The organism is Alteromonas sp. AWJ4_197 (genome assembly GCF_056160285.1).
Map to the genome: position 1 here is coordinate 110,382 of NZ_JBSWWW010000002.1, position 19,821 is coordinate 130,202.

Consider the following 19,821-nt stretch of genomic DNA (forward strand, 5'->3'; position numbering starts at 1 on the left):
GCAGTTGCTCAATAACGGGATAACATGGCTCTTAATTAAAGTTAATAAATTGTTAATTCACAAATGATAAAAACAGATTGAAGTAATCGGTTTATCCAATTTTCTCTTATCACAAATCTGAATCATATTCTTATGGCCTGAAGTGTGACCAGAAACTATTCAATAAGGATAAACACATGAAAATGAAACTCTTACCCGTTGTTGCAGCTATCGCCATGGCATTATCGCCAAATGCGTACTCTGCCACTATGGATCAAAATGCGAAAGTAGTGGGCGAAGCCCCGAAAGGCAACAAATTCTGGTGGCCGGAACAACTGGACCTGTCCCAGTTACGTGCCCACGGTGTTGCATCGAACCCTTACGGCGAAAACTTTAATTACGCAAAAGCGTTTGAATCACTGGATTTAAATGCCGTTAAAGCCGATATCCGCGAAGTGCTTACCTCTTCACAACCCTGGTGGCCTGCAGACTATGGTCATTACGGTCCGTTCTTTATCCGTATGGCATGGCACGCAGCCGGTACTTACCGGACTGTTGACGGACGCGGCGGTGCCGGTGGTGGTCAGCAACGTTTCGACCCGCTGAACAGCTGGCCGGATAACGCTAACCTGGATAAAGCACGTCGTTTACTGTGGCCAATCAAACAAAAATATGGCCGTAATATTTCCTGGGGCGATTTAATGGCCCTTACCGGTAACGTGGCACTGGAAGACATGGGCTTTAAAACTTATGGTTTCGCCGGCGGACGTGTGGACGACTGGGAACCGGATCATGTTTATTGGGGCCCGGAAGAAGAAATGCTTACCGATCAGCGCCGGGATGAGAAAGGTAACCTGAAAGGTCCTCTGGCTGCGGTAGAAATGGGTCTGATTTACGTTAATCCGGTTGGACCTCACGGCAAGCCTGATCCGATTGCAGCTGCTCACGACATCCGGATGTCTTTCGGCCGCATGGCGATGAATGATGAAGAAATCGTAGCGCTTATCGCGGGTGGTCACACTTTTGGTAAAGCTCACGGGGCCAAAAAAGCAGACTGTCTGGGTAAAGAACCTGCTGCCGGTGATCTGGAAGACCAGGGCTTTGGCTGGAAAAACAGCTGTGGCAAAGGTAATGCAGAAGACACGATGACCAGCGGACTGGAAGGTGCCTGGACGGTTACGCCGACGCAGTGGACAACAAATTATCTGGATAACCTGTTTGGTTTCGAATGGAAACAAACGAAGAGCCCTGCTGGCGCTATTCAGTGGATCCCTACTGCAGAATCCGCGGCGAACATGGTTCCTGACGCCCACGTTCAGGGTAAACGTCACGCTCCTATCATGTTTACCACTGACCTTGCGCTGAAAGAAGATCCTGAGTTCCGTAAGATTGCCAAACGCTTCCAGCAGAATCCGGAAGACTTTGAACTGGCCTTCGGTAAAGCCTGGTTCAAACTGAACCACCGTGATCTCGGACCGAAAGCCCGTTATCTGGGTGCTGAAATCCCGGCTGACGACCTTATCTGGCAGGATCCAATTCCTGAAGTTGACCACAAGCTAGTTTCAGACAAACAAGCTAAGCAACTGAAGAAGGACATTCTGAAGTCAGGTCTGTCTGTACAGGAATTAGTGCGTGTCGCCTGGGCCGCTGCAGCAAGCTATCGTGATACGGATATGCGCGGTGGTGTAAACGGTGCCCGTATTGCTCTTGCTCCGCAAAAGGACTGGGCAATTAATAATCCGGCAGAAGTACAAAAAGTGCTGGGCAAGCTGAAAGACATTCAGGCCGGTTTCAATAAGAAATCGAAGAAGGTCAAAATTTCTCTGGCCGACATGATTGTACTGGCAGGTGCTGCAGGTGTTGAACAGGCAGCGAAAGACGCCGGTGTTGACGTGACCGTTCCGTTCATTCCGGGTCGTATGGATGCCACACAGGAAATGACAGATGTTGAGTCGTTCGCGGTACTGGAACCGACTGCTGATGCTTTCCGTAACTACTGGGCTGAAAGTAACTACCGCTCACCGGCTGTGATGATGGTCGATAAGGCAGACATGCTGTCACTGAGTGTGCCTGAAATGACAGTCCTGCTGGGCGGAATGCGTGCCATGAACGCAAACGCTGACGGTTCAGCCCATGGTGTACTGACAGGCAACCCTGGTCAGCTGACAAACGATTTCTTCGTTAATCTGCTGGATATGTCTACAGAATGGAAAAAGTCAGAAGATGATGCAGCCATTTATGTGGGTACAGATCGTACTTCAGGCGAACAGAAGTGGACTGCCACACCGGTTGATCTGATTTTCGGTTCTAACACAGAGTTACGGGCCATTGCCGAAGTGTACGGCTCTGAAGATGCGAAAGAGAAGTTTGTTACCGACTTCGTAGATGCCTGGGTAAAAGTAATGCGCAACGATCGCTTTGCTCTGAAACGTAGTTAATCCCTGCCCTCTTTATACCTCGTTAAACCATGCCCCCGCTAAGGGGGCATTTTTATTTCCCCGCTTATGAATGAACCTGTCAGCAGGTCTTCCCGTAAAACCTCCGGCAAACTGCACAATCAGGCAATCATTAGAGAGCATCAGGCATGCACAGCCCGGGTGTTTTTATTTAAAATTTCCGTTATCAGGATATGCCTGAGCATGTAACGACAAATGAGGCTATAGTTATGAAAACAATTGGATATGCGGCTCACTCGTCAGACGCCCACATGGTTCCTTATCATTTCGAAAGACGGAATCTGCGCGACAATGACGTGGCCATCGAAATTCTTTATAGCGGCGTTTGCCACTCTGATCTTCACACCGTAAATGGCGACTGGGGCGACCAGCCTTATCCGTTAGTACCTGGACACGAAATCGTCGGTAAAGTCATAGAAGTTGGCGCAGACGTTAAAAACTACAAAGTGGGCCAGCACGTAGCTGTAGGCTGTATGGTCGACAGCTGTCAGTCCTGCGACCAGTGTGACCACGGTGAAGAGCAATTTTGTCGCAATGGTATGACGCCCACTTACGGTGCACCGGACCGCATCAGCGGTGAAATTACTCAGGGCGGTTACTCAAAGCACATTGTCGTGCGCGAAGAATTCGTTCTGAATGTACCGGAATCATTAGATCTGGCCCGTACTGCACCTATTCTCTGTGCTGGTATCACCACTTTTTCTCCTCTGCGTACCTGGGGCGTCAAAGAAGGCAGCCGCGTAGGCGTAATTGGCCTGGGTGGTCTGGGTCATATGGCGGTTAAACTGGCCGTCGCCATGGGCGCAGAAGTGACCGTTCTCAGCCGTTCAAATTCTAAGGAAGAGCAGGCGAAAGCGTTGGGCGCGAGTGGAATTCTGGCTTCTACTGACGAGAGCGCAATGCAGGAAGCTGGTTCATCATTTGATTTAATCATCGACACAGTGCCGGTTAAGCATGATGTAGATGTTTACATGCCACTTCTCGACATTGACGGTACGCTGGCTATTGTTGGTCAGGTTGGCCCCATGGAAGATTTTATGACCATGCCGTTAGTAATGGGCCGCCGCCGCGTAGCAGGCTCTCTGATTGGCGGTATCAGGGAAACTCAGGAAGTACTGGATTTCTGTGCTGAGCACAACATTCACCCTGAATGTGTGATGATTAAGGCTGATGAAGTGAATGATGCATTCGCAAGCCTGGCAAAAGGTGATGTAGCCCACCGTTACGTGATTGATATGGCGAGTCTGGAAGTGTAAACCTTCGGACAGTCAAAAATAACAAAGCCCGCAAAATGCGGGCTTTTCTGTTTAGCTACGCTTTCTTCGGGTAAAGAAGCCAGCCATAGCCAGAGTAATCAATATCAGAGTGCCGGGTTCAGAAACACTTACCGGACCTGTCACTCCATTTAACAAGTAGTTAATACTATTGGAGAGGAGAATATTACCATCAGATACATCATAGGTATCGAACAAGCCACTTAACAGTAATGAATTGCCACTATTTCCCTCAACAACTGCACAACCTGAACCCAACGTCCCCAGGCATTGAGATGATGAGGATGCTATCCAGCTACTGGAAAAAATACCCCAGCCCGGGTTTGCCAGCATAAGCGGTGAAGACAGCCCCGCAAAAATGGGGTGTGAGTCAATCGCAATATTTGTCCCGTTTGTACCTGAACGACCTGAAGCTCCCAATAATGCAGATAAACCAGAATTATCAAGCCAGGTTGTACCTAATATAGAGCCCCCGTTACCCAGATAAGTATCAAGACCTGAGATACTGCTGAAAATATTGTTATTCTGTTCGCCAAGGATTACCAGATCCCAGCTTTGTGAAGCAAGCTGAGTATTGAAGTCTGTCACCGACGTTACAGTTGTCGTTTGACCATCCACACCGGATAATGTTAGTGCGCCAGGTACAGACGATGTGGCAATAGTGTCATCTTCAAAATAAAGAACAGACGCAATTGATACTGATGTATGTCCTAAAATCAAAGCAAGTAATAATAGTGATTTTTGTATATTTAGTTTCATTTTCCACTTCCTGTATTAATCAAAACCTCACTTTTCCCTAACAAGATTCGAGCCAAAAAAATACCATTTAAATTTCAGTTAGATAGATCATTGTTAATATTTAGTTGCAAAATAAACTGACAGTTAAAAATGCGATAATTGATAATTTAGAGACGAGAGCCCTAAATTTAAGAACCAAAAAGCCCTGCATTTGCAGGGCTTTACTTGAACGCTGTTATTGAGACTAATGAGAGAACTTATTCCCACTCGATAGTCGCGGGCGGCTTACCGGAGATATCGTAAACTACACGAGAGATTCCGTCGATTTCGTTGATAATACGGTTAGACACCTTACCTAAGAAATCGTATGGCAGATGCGCCCAGTGTGCAGTCATGAAGTCGATGGTTTCAACAGCACGCAGCGATACCACCCAATCGTATTTACGGGCATCACCCATTACGCCGACAGAACGAACCGGCAGGAATACGGTGAATGCCTGACTGACTTTGTGGTAAAGGTCAGCATTGTGCAGTTCTTCGATGAAAATCGCATCGGCACGACGCAGCAGGTCACAGTATTCTTTCTTGATTTCACCAAGAACACGTACACCCAGACCCGGACCTGGGAACGGGTGGCGATACAGCATGTCGTACGGCAGGCCGAGTTCAAGACCAATCTTACGTACTTCGTCTTTAAACAGTTCACGCAGCGGCTCAACCAGCCCCATCTTCATGTCTTCAGGCAGGCCGCCGACGTTGTGGTGGGATTTGATAACGTGGGCTTTACCGGTAGCAGAACCCGCAGACTCAATGACGTCAGGGTAAATGGTGCCCTGCGCCAGCCATTTGGCGTTGGTAAGCTTAGACGCTTCTTCATCGAACACGGCAACAAACTCGTTACCGATGATTTTACGCTTCTTCTCGGGATCGGCTTCGTCCGCCAGTCTCGCCAGAAAGCGATCTTCAGCATCCACCTTGATGATGTTCAGTCCGAAGTGGTCTCCGAACATATCCATTACCTGCTGACCTTCGTTTAAGCGCAACAGACCGTTGTCTACGAACACACATGTCAGCTTGTCCCCGATGGCACGGTGGATCAGCATGGCAACTACAGATGAATCCACACCGCCTGACAGGCCGAGGATCACTTCGTCATCGCCCACTTTTTCTTTAATACGGGCAATGGCGTCTTCGATAATCGCGCCTGGCGTCCACAGTTTTTCACAGCCACAGATGTCCATGACAAAGTGCGTCAGTAAGCGTTGGCCCTGACGGGTATGGGTCACTTCCGGGTGAAACTGTACACCATAGAAACGCTTTTCTTCGTTATACATAGCAGCATGAGGACATGAAGGTGTCTGTGCGATGGTTTCGAATCCTTCCGGAATCGTCGCTACTTTATCGCCGTGGCTCATCCACACGTCCAGCAGCGCATTACCGTTTTCACCGATGTGGTCTTCAATCTGTGCCAGCAGATCGGTGGCTTTTAATACTTCAACCTGCGCATAACCGAACTCACGCTTGTTAGAGCCCTGTACGCTACCGCCAAGCTGTTCCGCCATGGTCTGCATGCCGTAACACACGCCGAGCACCGGTACACCGGCCTCAAATACATATTCAGGGGCACGGGGGGAATTCAGTTCAGTGACAGACTCCGGGCCGCCCGACAGAATAATACCGTCCGGGTTGAATCCGCGAATTTGCTCTTCGGTCACATCCCAGGCCCACAGCTCACAGTAAACACCGATTTCACGTACGCGACGTGCAATCAGTTGCGTGTACTGGGAACCGAAGTCCAGAATAAGTATGCGCTGGCTATGAATATTGGTGGTCATGTTTTTACCCGTTAAATAAAACAGAAAGGCTGGTAGAAATACCAGCCTGACAAAATACTAGTTTAGCGGCGATTAGCCCAAACGGTAGTTTGGCGCTTCTTTGGTGATGCTCACATCGTGTACGTGAGACTCGCCCATGCCCGCTGACGTTACGCGCACAAACTGTGCTTTGGTGTTCAGCGTAGGAATATCTTCACAGCCGGTTAAACCCATGGCTGAGCGCAGGCCGCCCATTTGCTGATGGATGATGGTCGCAATTGGGCCTTTATATGCTACGCGGCCTTCGATACCTTCCGGTACCAGCTTCTCAGCATTATCTGATGCCTGGAAGTAACGGTCAGAAGAACCGTGACGCTGATTCATCGCGCCCAGCGAGCCCATTCCACGGTAAGATTTGTAGTAACGGCCCTGATACAGTTCAACTTCACCCGGCGCTTCTTCAGTACCGGCCAGCATGCTGCCAACCATTACGCAGCTTGCACCGGCTGCCAGCGCTTTAGCAATGTCACCGGAGAAACGGATACCGCCATCAGCGATAACAGGAATACCAGTGCCTTCAAGTGCCTCAACCGCATCTGAAATAGCCGTAATCTGAGGAACACCACAGCCGGTAACAATACGGGTAGTACAGATTGACCCCGGACCAATACCCACTTTTACGCCATCAACGCCAGCGTCCGCCAGTGCTTTTGCACCTGCCGCAGTCGCTACGTTACCGGCAATAATCTGTAAATCAGGGTACGCACCACGAATACGGGCAACCTGGTCGATTACGCCTTGAGAATGACCGTGAGAGGTATCGATAAGCAGTACGTCAACGCCTGCCTCAACCAGACCAGCAATACGCTCGTCAGTACCGGCACCTACGCCAACAGCCGCTCCAACGCGCAGACGACCCAGTGAGTCTTTACAGGCGTTTGGCTTGCTTTCCGCTTTCTGGAAATCTTTAACGGTAATAAGACCGGTCAGTTTGAAGGCATCGTCAACGACCAGAATTTTTTCGATACGGTTCGCGTGCATCAGATCCAGTACTTCTTTAGAGTCTGCACCTTCTTTTACTGTTACCAGCTTGTCTTTCGGAGTCATCACCTGGCTAACCGGTAAATCAAGACGGTTCTGGAAGCGCATGTCACGTCCGGTGACGATACCGATGAGGTTGTTATCTTTATCAGTCACAGGGAAACCGGAATAACCCAGTTTCTTGCTCATCGCGAGTACTTCGCCGATAGCCGTGGTCTGTTCTACGGTTACAGGGTCTGAAACCACACCGCTTTCGTATTTTTTCACTTCACGTACGTGATTTGCCTGCTCTGCCGGCTCCATGTTTTTGTGAATAAAGCCGATGCCGCCTTCCTGGGCAAGGGCAATCGCAAGACGCGCTTCCGTAACAGTATCCATAGATGCAGATACCATAGGGATATTCAGCGACACGCCGCGAGTCAGTTTAGTATGGAGGTTTGCTGTATGAGGAAGGACAGTAGAGTGCCCCGGTACCAGCAGTACATCATCAAAAGTAAGAGCTTCTTGAATGATTCTGAGCATGCAATAACACCTGAATAAGTGGAGAGTTAATTGCGGCGCAATTGTAGTGTTTTTTCTAAATCAGGTAAACTCTAATTGTCCTAAACCTGATGATTTTTTATTTATGCTGTTTAATTCCCCTTCTACATCCCGTCAAATTCTCACTGTGACCAAGCTTAACAGGCTGGCAAGGACCGTACTGGAAGGCGAAATCGGCCTTGTCTGGTTGTCTGCAGAAATCTCTAATTTCGTCGCGGCCTCCTCGGGACACTGGTATTTCACCCTGAAAGATAACAAAGCCCAGGTACGGGCGGCCATGTTCAAGGGGTCGAACCGCTATGTAAAACAGCGCCCGAAGGAAGGCGACAAAGTGTTAGTTCGCGCTTCTGTGGGCTTGTATGAGCCACGGGGCGACTATCAACTGGTTATTGAACATCTTGAAGCTGACGGTGACGGCGCGCTGAAACAAGCCTTTGAGGCCCTGAAACTGAAATTACAGCGCGACGGCCTGTTCGATGCCGATGCCAAGCGCCCTGTCCCTCAGGTAATTAATAAAATCGGTGTGGTCACCTCCTCCGCCGGTGCCGCTTTGCACGATGTACTTACGGTATTGAAACGACGAAGCCCGGCAACAGAAGTCATCGTGTATCCAACGCTGGTGCAGGGCGAACAGGCCCCTGCGCAAATTATCCGTGCGCTGGAAACCGCGTACCATCGCGATGAGGTCGATGTCATACTGCTCACCCGTGGTGGCGGCTCGCTGGAAGACTTATGGTGCTTTAATGATGAGGCGCTTGCCCATTGTATTTCTGCATCGCCGGTGCCGCTGGTGAGTGCGGTGGGTCATGAAGTCGATGTGACCATTGCCGACTTTGTGGCAGACGTGCGTGCCCCTACCCCGTCTGCAGGTGCCGAACTGTTAAGCCGCGATCAAAGCGAACGCCTGGCGTTTGTTCAGCAAAAAGCGACAGCGCTTAACCGTGCATGGCAGCAACAGTTCAGACAACAGCAACACCAGCTCGCCGTATTACAGCAGCGCCTGAAAGCGGTGCATCCGGAGCGACGCTTGCAAAGTCAGTCGCAGTCTCTGGATCGCGCAGCACTGGCCCTGAGCCATGCTATGGAGTCACGGATTGCAGGTTATGCCACCAGGCTGAATAATTTGCTGCGCAGGCTGGACAGACAAAATCCCGCAAACCGGGTGGTCCGCCTGCAAGACCGTTGCAGTCAGCTCGACAGCGCGCTGAAAAAATCGGTGCAGCGCCTGCTTGAAAGTAAAAACAGGCAATTGCAGGGTCAGGCACAATTACTGAATTCAGTGAGCCCGCTGCAAACACTCACACGTGGCTACAGCATCACTTTTGCTGACGATAAGCCAGTACTGTCATCAACGGAAGTCAGTGAGGGGGATGAAATCACCACCCGCCTTGCCAGTGGCGAAATTTTCAGTAAGGTGACTACTGTGAAGAAAAGTCTGTGAAAAGACACTTGAGCACGAGCAGGGGTTAGGTCACACTAGCCCTCCCCTAATCCTTCCCGATATCAGGAATCTTTGTGAATAAGGTTTGCAGTCTGTTGCCACTGGTTTTGATAACCGGTTGTCAGCAAGTGCCAGAAAAACCCGCGCCTTCGTTTTTACCCAAATATCATGTTGCGGCTCCCGTAGCACTGTTTTCCACCTGGCCGGGCGATACCATGAGTGCACGCTGTCAACAGGTCAATACCACTGACAGTTGTATGGAAGATGCTATTGCCGGGAATGAATTTGCCGCTATTCTCAAAGAAAAGAACTGGTTTGATGATGTACTGACAGAGTCAGATGCCGCTGACTATGAGATCCTCATAGCATCATTGTCAGCACAGGTTGCTGATAACGATAATGACGGCGTCTCACTTCACTCAGCTACAGCAGGCTTATGGCCGGCAAATACCACGCCGCATTATTTTACTGAATTCACCGTGCAATGGCGTGGTGTGGAAATAGACTCTCAACGATTTGAAACCTACTCGAAAACGGAAAAGCCTGTCACTGAACTTGCATCAGAAATACTGGACACCTGGTGGCTGGCGTCGTTACGCAAATCTGTTTTCTCTGCTGAATACCTTTTCACCGCGCTGGGTGCCAGCGACTACAATTCAGAGCTGGTCCTGCCTCAATCCATCGGCGAATTTACCCTTCAGGATACCCAGTATTATCCCGATCCGTTTAAAGGCATTATCAGCCGTTACAGCCACCCTGAATTTGATGACGCACTGATAGATATTACTGTCGGACCGGTGCTGATGGACTTATCCATGCCTGAATCGCAAAGGCTGCAGGCAGCACTGGAAGAAAATCTGAAAGAAGCGACACAGATGTCGGCCTCACAGGGACTTACACTGATCACTGACAGCCCGGTATCAGCTTTCACGGTAAATTCGGATTCACAACGCCTTAATGGTTACCGTATGGCCGTGCACGCAGAAAATGAACTCGGTGAGCCATTATTCGCGACGACTTATGTTTTTGAAATGAAAGACAAGCTGGTGACATTATCCACCACATTTCCACCCAGAATAGCTGATAACCTGGTGTCAGCGGCGCTGCCGGTCATTGAAGTACCGGGTGAATCTGCGCTGATGAAAACCATCAGAGGTATGTCATCAGCGCAATAAGAGCGGGGCTTACTTTTTGCTTTTGTGGAATGCCATCATACGCTTACGTTTGCGTTGCTGCGCCAGCGTAAGCTGATTCTTCTTACCTTCGAACGGGTTCGCCCCTTCACGGAACTCTATTTTAATAGGCGTTCCCATCACTTTCAGTGACTTGCGGTAATAGTTCATCAGATAACGTTTATAAGAACCCGGCAGATCGTCGACCTGATTGCCGTGGATCACGATAACAGGCGGGTTATAACCACCGGCGTGGGCGTATTTCATTTTCACACGACGACCACGAACCATTGGAGGCTGGTGCTCTGCCTGAGCCATTTCCATGATTTGGGTAAGCATAGCCGTCCCCACACGCTGGGTAGCGCTGTCATAAGCCTCAATCACTGACTCAAACAAATTACCCACACCGGAGCCGTGCAGAGCCGATATAAAATGCAAACGGGCAAAGTCAATAAAGCCGAGACGACGGTCAAGCTCCCGCTTGATATCATCTTTAATGTCTGTACTCAGACCGTCCCATTTATTCACTGCGACCACCAGAGAACGGCCGGAATTCAGAATGTAACCCAGTAAGCTGAGATCCTGATCCGCAATCCCTTCACGGGCATCAATCACCATTAATACAACGTTGGCTTCTTCTATAGCCTGCAGTGTTTTAACAATAGAGAATTTTTCTACTGCATCAGCAACGCGCTTACGGCGGCGCACACCGGCTGTATCAATGAGGATATACTCCCGCCCGTCACGCTCAAGAGGAATGTAAACACTGTCACGGGTGGTACCCGGCATATCGAACACAACCACACGATCTTCACCGAGAATACGGTTGGTCAGCGTGGATTTACCCACATTGGGTTTGCCTACAATCGCCAGTTTAACCGGGAGGTTCTTCAGCCTTTCTAACTGCTGCTCAGCGTCCAGTTCTTCATGAACCTCTTTTGGCTGCACCTGCATGTCCGGAAATTCTTCAGCCAGAGGTGTCAGAGCCTGCTCCAGTAACAGAGACACGCCCCGGCCGTGAGCGGCAGCAATCTGGTGGATGGTGCCAAGACCAAGAGTATAGAAGTCAGCACTTTCACTGTCGCCGTCGATGCCGTCGACTTTGTTGGCAACGACAAACAGCTTCTTGTTCACTTTACGTAAGTGTTCTGCAATGCCGATATCCGCAGGTAACAAGCCTGCACGGGCATCAACGAGGAACAGAACCACGTCAGCTTCATCAATAGCTCGCAGCGACTGATGCGCCATTTCTGCATCAATCCCTTCTTCATCGCCGGTGATACCGCCGGTATCTACAACAATGAATTGCTTTTGCTCCCAGGTCGCCTGCCCGTACTTCCGGTCCCGGGTCAAACCGGGAAAGTCTGCAACCAGTGCATCACGGGTGTTGGTTAATCGGTTAAACAATGTAGATTTACCCACATTCGGGCGACCCACGAGGGCAACAACAGGCAACATGCTTGAAGTCCTAAAATAAACTGGTTTAAAAATGCAGTAGCCGCGGAAATCGCGGCTACTGAATGAATCGGGCGATTATACCCTATATTAGCAGGCGCCGTCAGCTAAACCGGAACAGCGCGAAAAAGAGATTGGATGACGTAATACTTAAGGGACGGAAAACGAAGCAACATCACCTTCACGGGTAACGGCAATGACCGCGTTACCGGTATAAACAGGGGCTGCGAATACTGATTCATCTTCATCGTCACCGCCCAGGTCGTACCGGGCGACAATTTTTCCATCTTCTTTGTTGATCCAGTGCAGCAGGCCCCACTTATCACCCACAACCAGATAGTCACCGGCTGGCTCAGCGGCCGTCAGTACGCGCTTTTTCAAGCCGCTCTGCGACCACAGTTCAACACCGTTACGACGGTCCAGTGCATACACGTGAGAGTTGTTATCAACTACGTACAAGGTATTACCGTCCATCGTCACATTACGGTAGGAGGCATATTCACGCTTCCAGATAACCCGCCCTGAACGTAACTCAACCGCTGCCAGCGTACCGTTATATGAAATAGCGTAAATAGTGCCGCCATACATTAAGGGCGCAGAATCCACATCAACGATACGTTCAAGTTCAGTCGCACCGCTCGGCGCTGTAATCGGTGTTTCCCAGGCAATCAGTCCGGAATCCAGAATGTTCACCTGAATCTTACCTGTAGGCGTACCCAGAATCACACCACCGTTACTGACAGCAGGGGTAGAAATGCCGCGAAGGGTCAATGGCGGTACATCGCCAACCTGTTCCCAGACCTGCTCACCGGTTTCAACGTCCAGTGCATAAAGAATACCTGAGCCCGTGTTAACGATAACCAGATTGTCGCCGGTAACCGGTGAAGCAAGAATTTCACCATTAACGGTTTGCGTCCAGTTTACCTCACCGGTTTCCGCATTCAGTGACATCAGTACGCCATCTTCAGTACCAACAAAAACACGGCTTCCGTCAACAGACAACCCGCCGATTTTGGCAGATGCACCGCTTTTCCAAAGATTGCTTACAGACGAGAACATGCCCTCATCTTTGAAGATAGCAAAGTTCTGTTCCCATAATGTTTCACCACTTTCAGGATCCAGTGCCGCTACCGTGCCATGACGGTCGGCAACATATAATTTCTCATTGGCATACACAGGGCGCAGGTGTGAGAAATAGCTGTCGATTCCCTCACCCACTTCTGCTTCCCAGTTCACTGTGGGTACAAACTGTGCGTCCAGTGGCGCGAGTCTGCGGATTTCTAACTCTTCGTCATCGACAAACCAGTCTGAAATAGTTGTACATCCTGACAGCGATACTGACAGCGCCAGCGCCAGTCCCGCAGCCCGTGTAATCCGGCCTGTACGGCCACACGTTTTCGTTAACAAATCCGATACCTCTGTTATAGTTATTCGCTTGCCAGAACTGGCAGATTGTCCAGCTTCATTTCCAGCAGAACATTACCGCTGGCGGCTTCTAACGCTTCAGTGTAAGCCATGCGTGCCGCGTCATATTTTTCCTGCGCCACATAGACATCGCCTTCGATTTCTTTCACGTTGCCATCAAACGCACTGTCATTAACCGCTTTAAGCGTAGACAGCGCGGCATCGCCATTACCCTGTTCCAGTTGAATACGGGCAAGACGCAGTGAAGCAATGGTTGCCAGGTGCGCATCCTCTGCCTGGTCTTTTACTGCTGTGAGTGCTTTCACAGCCGCATCATAATCGTTGTTGCTTACGGCTTGTTGCGCAGCAACCAGACCACCGATAGTGGCATATCCACTACTTTCTGTTTTGCCCAGAAAACTGTCCAGTTTGCCGGCGTTGCCATCAGCTTCAATAGATTCAACTGCCACCTGATAGTCCGCAGAGGCCTGTTCTTTTGCTGTGCGCTGGGCATCAGAATAATAACGCCAGCCCCACAGGCCACCCAGACCTAATACAGCACCAATCACAATGGCCGCGCCATTGTCTTTCCAAAACTTTTTAATCGCTTCGACTTGTTGTTCTTCTGTGGCGAAATGTTCCATGTACTTAACCTCTAAATCGACTTCTTCCTGCCGGCTGCCCGCCGGCAGCACTTAATCCACTAACTCTGACAACATACCGGCCAGTTCAGCCAGCGCTACCGTCTTTTGTTCACCGTCAGAACGCAGCGGTTTCACTGTCGCTACTTTATTCTCAGCTTCTTCGCTGCCAAGTAACACAGCATAACCTGCGCCGGTCTTATCAGCACGCTTCAACTGCTTCTTAAAGTTGCCGCCACCGCAATGCATCATTACCCGCATGGAAGGACAACTGTCCCGCAGCAGCTCAGCCACTTCAAGGGCATAGGCATCAGCCCCCATTGAGGTAACATACACATCGGCTGCAATATTATCCTGCTCAGTGGCCTGCAAGGTAGTTAACAGCAATACCAGCCGCTCCATACCCATAGCAAAACCCACTGCAGGCGTGGCTTTGCCACCCAACTGCTCAACCAGACCATCATAACGGCCACCGGCACACACTGTGCCCTGAGCGCCCAGACTGTCTGTTACCCACTCAAAAACAGTGCGGTTGTAGTAGTCGAGCCCGCGTACTAGTCGTGGATTAACCTCGTATTGGATGCCCGCCTGCGATAATCGTTCACATAAATTTGAAAAATGTGTTTTGGATTCTTCGTCCAGGTGATCAAGCAGTGATGGCGCATCCTGAATCGCCGCCTGCACATCGGGATTTTTACTGTCCAGCACACGCAGAGGATTGGTTTCAAGACGGCGGAGAGAGTCTTCATCGAGCTGGTCAGCACGTGCCCGCAGATACTCAGTCAACGCTTCACGGTACAGACGACGGGCCTCATTAGAGCCCAGCGAGTTAATTTGCAGGGTCACCTGATCACTGATGCCAAATGCTTTCCAGATGCGGGCACTCAGCAGGATCACTTCAACATCGATATCCGGTCCGTCGAGGCCATAGGTCTCTACACCAAACTGGTGAAACTGACGGTAACGGCCCTTTTGCGGACGCTCGTGACGGAACATGGGTCCCATGTACCACAGACGTTGCTGCTGGTTATATAGCAAACCATGTTCATTACCGGCGCGAACTGTGCTCGCCGTGCCTTCGGGACGCAGTGTCAGGCTGTCGCCGTTTCTGTCTTCGAAGGTATACATTTCTTTTTCAACGATATCAGTCACTTCACCGATAGAGCGTTTGAATAAATCGGTACTCTCTACAATAGGAGTACGGATTTCCTGATAACCGTAACTGGCTACCACCTGACGCAGGGTGGACTCCACTCGCTGCCACGTACCGGACACTTCCGGCAGGCAGTCGTTCATTCCACGGATTGCCTGAATTGTCTTAGCCACCTGAAATTCTCATTTACCTGAAACTTAAAAGCCCCGCATTATAGGGGCTTTAGTATTAAACAACAATGTTACTTCCCTGACGGCGGAGCAGCGCATTTGTTATCTCATTGTGCCGCACTTCGCCCTACAGATTTTACGATTCTTTTACCGAGACCGGAATCTTGTTTGCTTCATCCAGACGGGACGCTTTTGCACGGATACGACGCTCGAGCTGATCCACCAGGTCATCGTTAGCCAGACGCTCACGCTGACGTTTACCGTCTTCGTAGAAACCGCTCATATTGCGCGCGCCGGTCAGACCTAAATCAGACACCTCAGCCTCGCCGGGTCCGTTAACAACACAACCGATAATGGACACATCCATGGGCGTTAAAATATCTTCTACACGCTGTTCCAGTGCGTTCACCGTACCGATGACATCAAACTCCTGACGGGAGCAACTCGGACAGGCAATAAAATTGATGCCTCTTGAGCGTATACGCAGCGACTTAAGGATATCAAAACCGACTTTGATTTCTTCAACCGGGTCAGCGGCCAGAGAAACACGCAGGGTGTCTCCGATACCTTCAGCAAGTAACATACCCAGACCTACCGCACTTTTCACGGCACCGGCACGTTGTCCGCCGGCTTCTGTGATACCCAGATGCAGCGGCTGATCAATTTGCTGAGCCAGCAAGCGGTATGCACCGACAGCCAGGAATACATCGGAGGCTTTCACACTGACCTTAAACTGGTCGAAATTAAGCTTGTCCAGAATATCAACGTGGCGCATGGCTGACTCAACCAGCGCTTCGGGAGTAGGCTCGCCATACTTTTCCTGCAGGTCCCGCTCCAGTGAACCACCGTTCACACCGATACGGATAGGAATATTTTTGTCTCTGGCGCAATCCACCACAGATTTAACCCGCTCCATGTTGCCAATGTTGCCGGGGTTAATACGCAGGCAATCTACGCCATATTCCGCCACTTTCAGGGCAATGCGGTAATCAAAATGGATATCTGCCACCAAAGGCACTGAGACTTGTGCACGGATAGCTTTAAATGCTTCTGCCGCTTCCATCGTAGGTACAGAGACCCGCACGATTTCACCGCCCACCGCGACGATACGTTTGATTTGAGCCACAGTAGCATCGACATCCGTTGTCGGCGTATTGGTCATAGACTGTACAGCAATGGGTGCACCATCACCGACGGGTACGCTTCCCACATTAATGCGCGTAGATTTACGACGTTTGACGGGGCTTTCAGTAAACATGATTAGTCCTGCATTGGTAACGTGAAGCGGGCGATTCTGCCAACCTGAAACGCGGAAATATCAACGGCTTCATCGTCATAGGTAATACTCACACCATCAGGTGCACCTAAAGTTACTTTAAACGGCGGCTGGCCACTTACAGGCATCACCCGTCCGGAGGCTTTCACGCCATAAGCGATAGCTTCGCCAGTGGCATCTTCGATATTAATCCAGCAATCTTCGGCAAAGGTAAATACCAGTTCCACAGTGGCCGCGCCGGTAATATCAGTGGTTTCTGTACTGTCACCGGCCGGGGAGGCATCATCAACGCCGGTCATGTCGCCGCTGCTCTGCTCCGGTGCGCTTTCTGCTGCAGCTGATACGTCAGCTTCAGGTTGGTCACCTTCAGGCTCAATGTCAGTCTGCAAAGGCGTTGTATCCTCAGGGTTCGTCTCCGCAGCAGCAGATTCAATTGCGGTGTCTGAAACTTCCTCAGCCGCTGAAAGTGATGGTTGTACAGATTCGCTGACAGCCGGGTCTGCTGCTTGCGGCGATACTGAGCGGGTTGTTACAGCTTCTTTTTCTACCGTGGGGTCAGAGAACGTCAAACTGTCAGACTGCTGATACCACCAGGCAACCAGCGCCACCACCAGTAACAGCAACATGATCCAGGTGACCATCATCCAGCGATCGTCGTGGGCCTGCTTTGCTACGCGCTTTGAGAAACTCTGTAAACGTGCCGGCGGTCTGGTGACAGTGTGCAGCCGGTTAAAACTGTCGATGACAGGCGCTTCCTGAATGCCCAGTTGTCTGGCATACATGCGGACATAGCCTTTCTGGAACGTTGCCGACATTGCCTCGTCCAGATGATCATTTTCGATATCCACGACATTTTTCAGTTTCAGAAACAGTTTATCAGCCATTTGTTGCTGACTTAATCCGGCTTTTTCCCGCGCATCCCGCAACATTTCGCCGGGAGTGGGAGCCGTGTTCTGTTCATCAACCTGGTTTTCGTTTGTGCTCATTGAATACCTTGTGAGTGTTATTTTTCGGGCGAAAGACGTAAACGCATACCTACCTCTATATCACCGGGATCGGCGAGTTTGTTCCAGGCCTGTAAGCGCGACATTTTAATGTTGTATTTCAGCGAAATGCGATACAAATTTTCGCCCGGTTTCACTTCATGATAGCGGGTTTGAGGGTCTTCCAGTACCGGTAAATCAGGTTGCGGTTCATTCTGTACAGCAGCAGCTGTATTTTGTACCGGAGCAGGCTCTTTGCTGACCGGAGCGCTTTCAGGGCTGACCACCTTTTGCGCTTTAGCCTGAACCTCTGCCTTCGGTTTGACCCGGCGCACTATTTGCGCAGAGGCATTGGCTTTACGGATAATGCTTTCCCGGTAAGCTTTTGCTTCCTCACTCTGAGGATACATAGTGACCAGCATTTCACCATATCCCTGCGCGGTCTCTGCATCCCCTTTCCCTTCAGCAATAGCGATAGCCAGCGTCACAGATTCGGGGCTCACACGGGAAACGCGCTCGTACCGGCGCATAACAGATTCAGCCTCGTCCCATTGTCCGGTTTCAACGTACAGTTGAGTCAGCATGAAGAGGCTTTTGGAACGGCCGGGCTGATGGTTCAGCGCATTTGTAAGATAGCCGATGGCTTCTTCACGCTTGCCCTGGTCAGCGGCACAGATAGCCATATTTTCGTAGGTTTGCGCTGAATTTGCATATTGCAGGTTATTCAGTGCTTTGCTGTAAAAGTCATTAGCTTTGTCATATTTTTTCTGCTGACAAAGAAAAGCACCGTAGCTGTTGGCAATTTCGGCATTGCGGGGCGCCAGATCCAAAGCATTCTCGTAAGACTGTTCAGCTCTGCCCCACTCTTCCACGGTCTGGTAATAGTATGCCAGCGAATAATGCGCGTCAGCATACCTGGGAGCGAATTCCAGCGCTTTGTCCAGATTCACTTTGGCTTGCTGGTAATTGCCGTTTTTAAGGTAAGTCAGGCCCAGAGAAATTCGGGTCTTTGCGGCCTGTTCCATATCAAAATCATCGCCAGAATACCCGTTTTGCTGGTTCTGGCTTACACATCCTGTCAGTGCAATAACGAGAGCAAGTACGCCTAATCGCATGAAGCTCCTACCTCTTAATTAATTCCTTACTGCGCCATTTTTACTGAAATCGCTTCACCTTTCATCTGTTTCTTTAACATTCGTTTCGTACGGTCGACCACATCGCCTACTAACTGACCACATGCAGCATCAATATCGTCGCCACGGGTTTTCCGCACAACCACTGTCAGGCCATAGCTCATCAGTACTTTGGCAAAACGGTCAATACGGGAATTGCTTGAACACAGGTAAGGTGAACCCGGATACGGATTAAACGGGATAAGGTTAATTTTGCACGGTGTTTCTTTCAGCACTTTTGCAAGTTGGTGCGCCTGGTCGGTACTGTCATTTATGTTCGACAGCATAACGTATTCTACGGTTACCTTGCCCTGATTCGCGCGGGACTTACTGAGATAACGGCGTACACCGGCAAGAAACGTCTCAATATTGTATTTCTTATTGATAGGAACGATTTCATTGCGAAGTTCATCTGTCGGAGCGTGCAGAGAAATAGCCAGCGCTACGTCAATCTGATCGCCCAGCATATCCAGCGCAGGAACAACACCTGAAGTACTCAGTGTGACACGACGTTTTGACAGACCAAAACCAAAGTCATCCAGCATTAAATCCATAGCAGGTACAACATTCTTAAGATTGAGCAGTGGCTCACCCATGCCCATCATTACCACATTGGTAATGGGTCGCTTAGATGTATCTTTCGACAGGCCCAGGAAGGTTGCCACACGCCATACCTGACCGATAATTTCGCTGACAGACAGATTACGGTTGAAACCTTGCTGCGCCGTGGAACAGAACGTACATTCCAGCGCACAGCCAACCTGCGAGGATACGCAAAGGGTGGCCCGTTCTGCTTCAGGGATCCACACAGACTCTACTTCCTGTCCGCCTTCCAGCGCCAGAGCGAACTTAATTGTACCGTCGCTGGCTTCCTGGTAGTAAGCAATTTCAGGCGCAACAACTTCTGCATTTTCCAGCAATTTAGCCCGCAGGTTTTTATTAAGATTACTCATCTCATTAAAATCGCTGACACCTTGCTGATAAATCCATTTCATCACCTGGTCAGCACGGAAAGGCTTCTCGCCAATGTCAGCGAAAAATTCCCGCAAAGCTGCGCGGTTCAGATTTAAAAGGTTTGTCTTTGCCATAAGTCGTCGATGACCCCGAATTCT

General features: G+C 50.1%; 15 protein-coding genes. 4 read left to right on the forward strand and 11 right to left on the reverse strand.

All coding sequences use genetic code 11. The features are described 5' to 3' along the window. The first annotated feature begins 176 nt into the window (after positions 1-176). Positions 177-2,417 carry a catalase/peroxidase HPI gene (gene katG / locus ACXAGC_RS03935; protein WP_474842592.1) on the forward strand — a complete coding sequence of 747 codons (2,241 nt, stop codon included), beginning with the start codon at positions 177-179 and terminating at the stop codon, positions 2,415-2,417. A 227-nt stretch (positions 2,418-2,644) separates the two neighbouring features. Further along, entirely contained in the window at positions 2,645-3,691 is a 1,047-nt protein-coding gene (locus ACXAGC_RS03940) for an NAD(P)-dependent alcohol dehydrogenase (RefSeq protein WP_119502001.1), read from the forward strand. A 51-nt stretch (positions 3,692-3,742) separates the two neighbouring features. On the opposite strand, the gene ACXAGC_RS03945 is transcribed toward ACXAGC_RS03940, so the two are convergent. The 3 genes from ACXAGC_RS03945 to guaB all read right to left on the reverse strand — a co-directional run bounded on the left by ACXAGC_RS03945 (position 3,743) and on the right by guaB (position 7,824). Beyond that, positions 3,743-4,468, reverse strand: a complete 726-nt coding sequence (locus ACXAGC_RS03945; RefSeq protein WP_474842594.1) for a PEP-CTERM sorting domain-containing protein — start codon at positions 4,466-4,468, stop codon at positions 3,743-3,745. Positions 4,469-4,704: 236 nt separating this feature from the next. Further along, on the reverse strand, positions 4,705-6,282 hold the full coding sequence (gene guaA / locus ACXAGC_RS03950) for a glutamine-hydrolyzing GMP synthase (protein WP_474842595.1): 1,578 nt from the start codon (positions 6,280-6,282) through the stop codon (positions 4,705-4,707). 72 nt (positions 6,283-6,354) lie between these two features. After that, complete coding sequence (gene guaB / locus ACXAGC_RS03955) at positions 6,355-7,824, reverse strand: IMP dehydrogenase (protein ID WP_474842597.1); 1,470 nt, start codon at positions 7,822-7,824, stop codon at positions 6,355-6,357. A 103-nt stretch (positions 7,825-7,927) separates the two neighbouring features. Here guaB and xseA point away from each other — a divergent pair, with 103 nt between their 5' ends. Both xseA and ACXAGC_RS03965 read left to right on the forward strand, forming a co-directional pair. Continuing rightward, complete coding sequence (gene xseA / locus ACXAGC_RS03960; RefSeq protein WP_474842599.1) at positions 7,928-9,283, forward strand: exodeoxyribonuclease VII large subunit; 1,356 nt, start codon at positions 7,928-7,930, stop codon at positions 9,281-9,283. A 74-nt stretch (positions 9,284-9,357) separates the two neighbouring features. Further along, positions 9,358-10,458 (forward strand): hypothetical protein, encoded by a 1,101-nt coding sequence (locus tag ACXAGC_RS03965; RefSeq protein WP_474842601.1) that lies wholly within the window; start codon positions 9,358-9,360, stop codon positions 10,456-10,458. 9 nt (positions 10,459-10,467) lie between these two features. Here ACXAGC_RS03965 and der read toward each other — a convergent pair whose 3' ends face one another. The 8 genes from der to rlmN all read right to left on the reverse strand — a co-directional run bounded on the left by der (position 10,468) and on the right by rlmN (position 19,797). After that, positions 10,468-11,913, reverse strand: a complete 1,446-nt coding sequence (gene der / locus ACXAGC_RS03970) for a ribosome biogenesis GTPase Der (RefSeq protein WP_474842603.1) — start codon at positions 11,911-11,913, stop codon at positions 10,468-10,470. Between the two features lie 147 nt (positions 11,914-12,060). Beyond that, the gene (gene bamB, locus ACXAGC_RS03975; protein ID WP_119502007.1) at positions 12,061-13,317 is read right to left on the reverse strand and encodes an outer membrane protein assembly factor BamB; all 1,257 of its coding nucleotides are present in this window, start codon (positions 13,315-13,317) and stop codon (positions 12,061-12,063) included. Between the two features lie 20 nt (positions 13,318-13,337). Further along, positions 13,338-13,958: a YfgM family protein gene (locus tag ACXAGC_RS03980; protein ID WP_474842604.1), complete on the reverse strand. Its 621-nt coding sequence runs from the start codon at positions 13,956-13,958 to the stop codon at positions 13,338-13,340. A gap of 51 nt (positions 13,959-14,009) precedes the next feature. Continuing rightward, positions 14,010-15,281 carry a histidine--tRNA ligase gene (hisS, locus tag ACXAGC_RS03985; protein WP_474842605.1) on the reverse strand — a complete coding sequence of 424 codons (1,272 nt, stop codon included), beginning with the start codon at positions 15,279-15,281 and terminating at the stop codon, positions 14,010-14,012. 133 nt (positions 15,282-15,414) lie between these two features. Beyond that, positions 15,415-16,536 (reverse strand): flavodoxin-dependent (E)-4-hydroxy-3-methylbut-2-enyl-diphosphate synthase, encoded by a 1,122-nt coding sequence (gene ispG, locus ACXAGC_RS03990; protein ID WP_119502009.1) that lies wholly within the window; start codon positions 16,534-16,536, stop codon positions 15,415-15,417. Positions 16,537-16,538: 2 nt separating this feature from the next. Continuing rightward, positions 16,539-17,540, reverse strand: coding sequence for a RodZ domain-containing protein (locus tag ACXAGC_RS03995; RefSeq protein ID WP_474842608.1), 1,002 nt, complete (start codon positions 17,538-17,540; stop codon positions 16,539-16,541). Between the two features lie 17 nt (positions 17,541-17,557). Continuing rightward, positions 17,558-18,652: a type IV pilus biogenesis/stability protein PilW gene (gene pilW / locus ACXAGC_RS04000; RefSeq protein WP_474842610.1), complete on the reverse strand. Its 1,095-nt coding sequence runs from the start codon at positions 18,650-18,652 to the stop codon at positions 17,558-17,560. Between the two features lie 26 nt (positions 18,653-18,678). Continuing rightward, the gene (rlmN, locus tag ACXAGC_RS04005) at positions 18,679-19,797 is read right to left on the reverse strand and encodes a dual-specificity RNA methyltransferase RlmN (protein WP_303573037.1); all 1,119 of its coding nucleotides are present in this window, start codon (positions 19,795-19,797) and stop codon (positions 18,679-18,681) included. Positions 19,798-19,821: the final 24 nt, after the last annotated feature.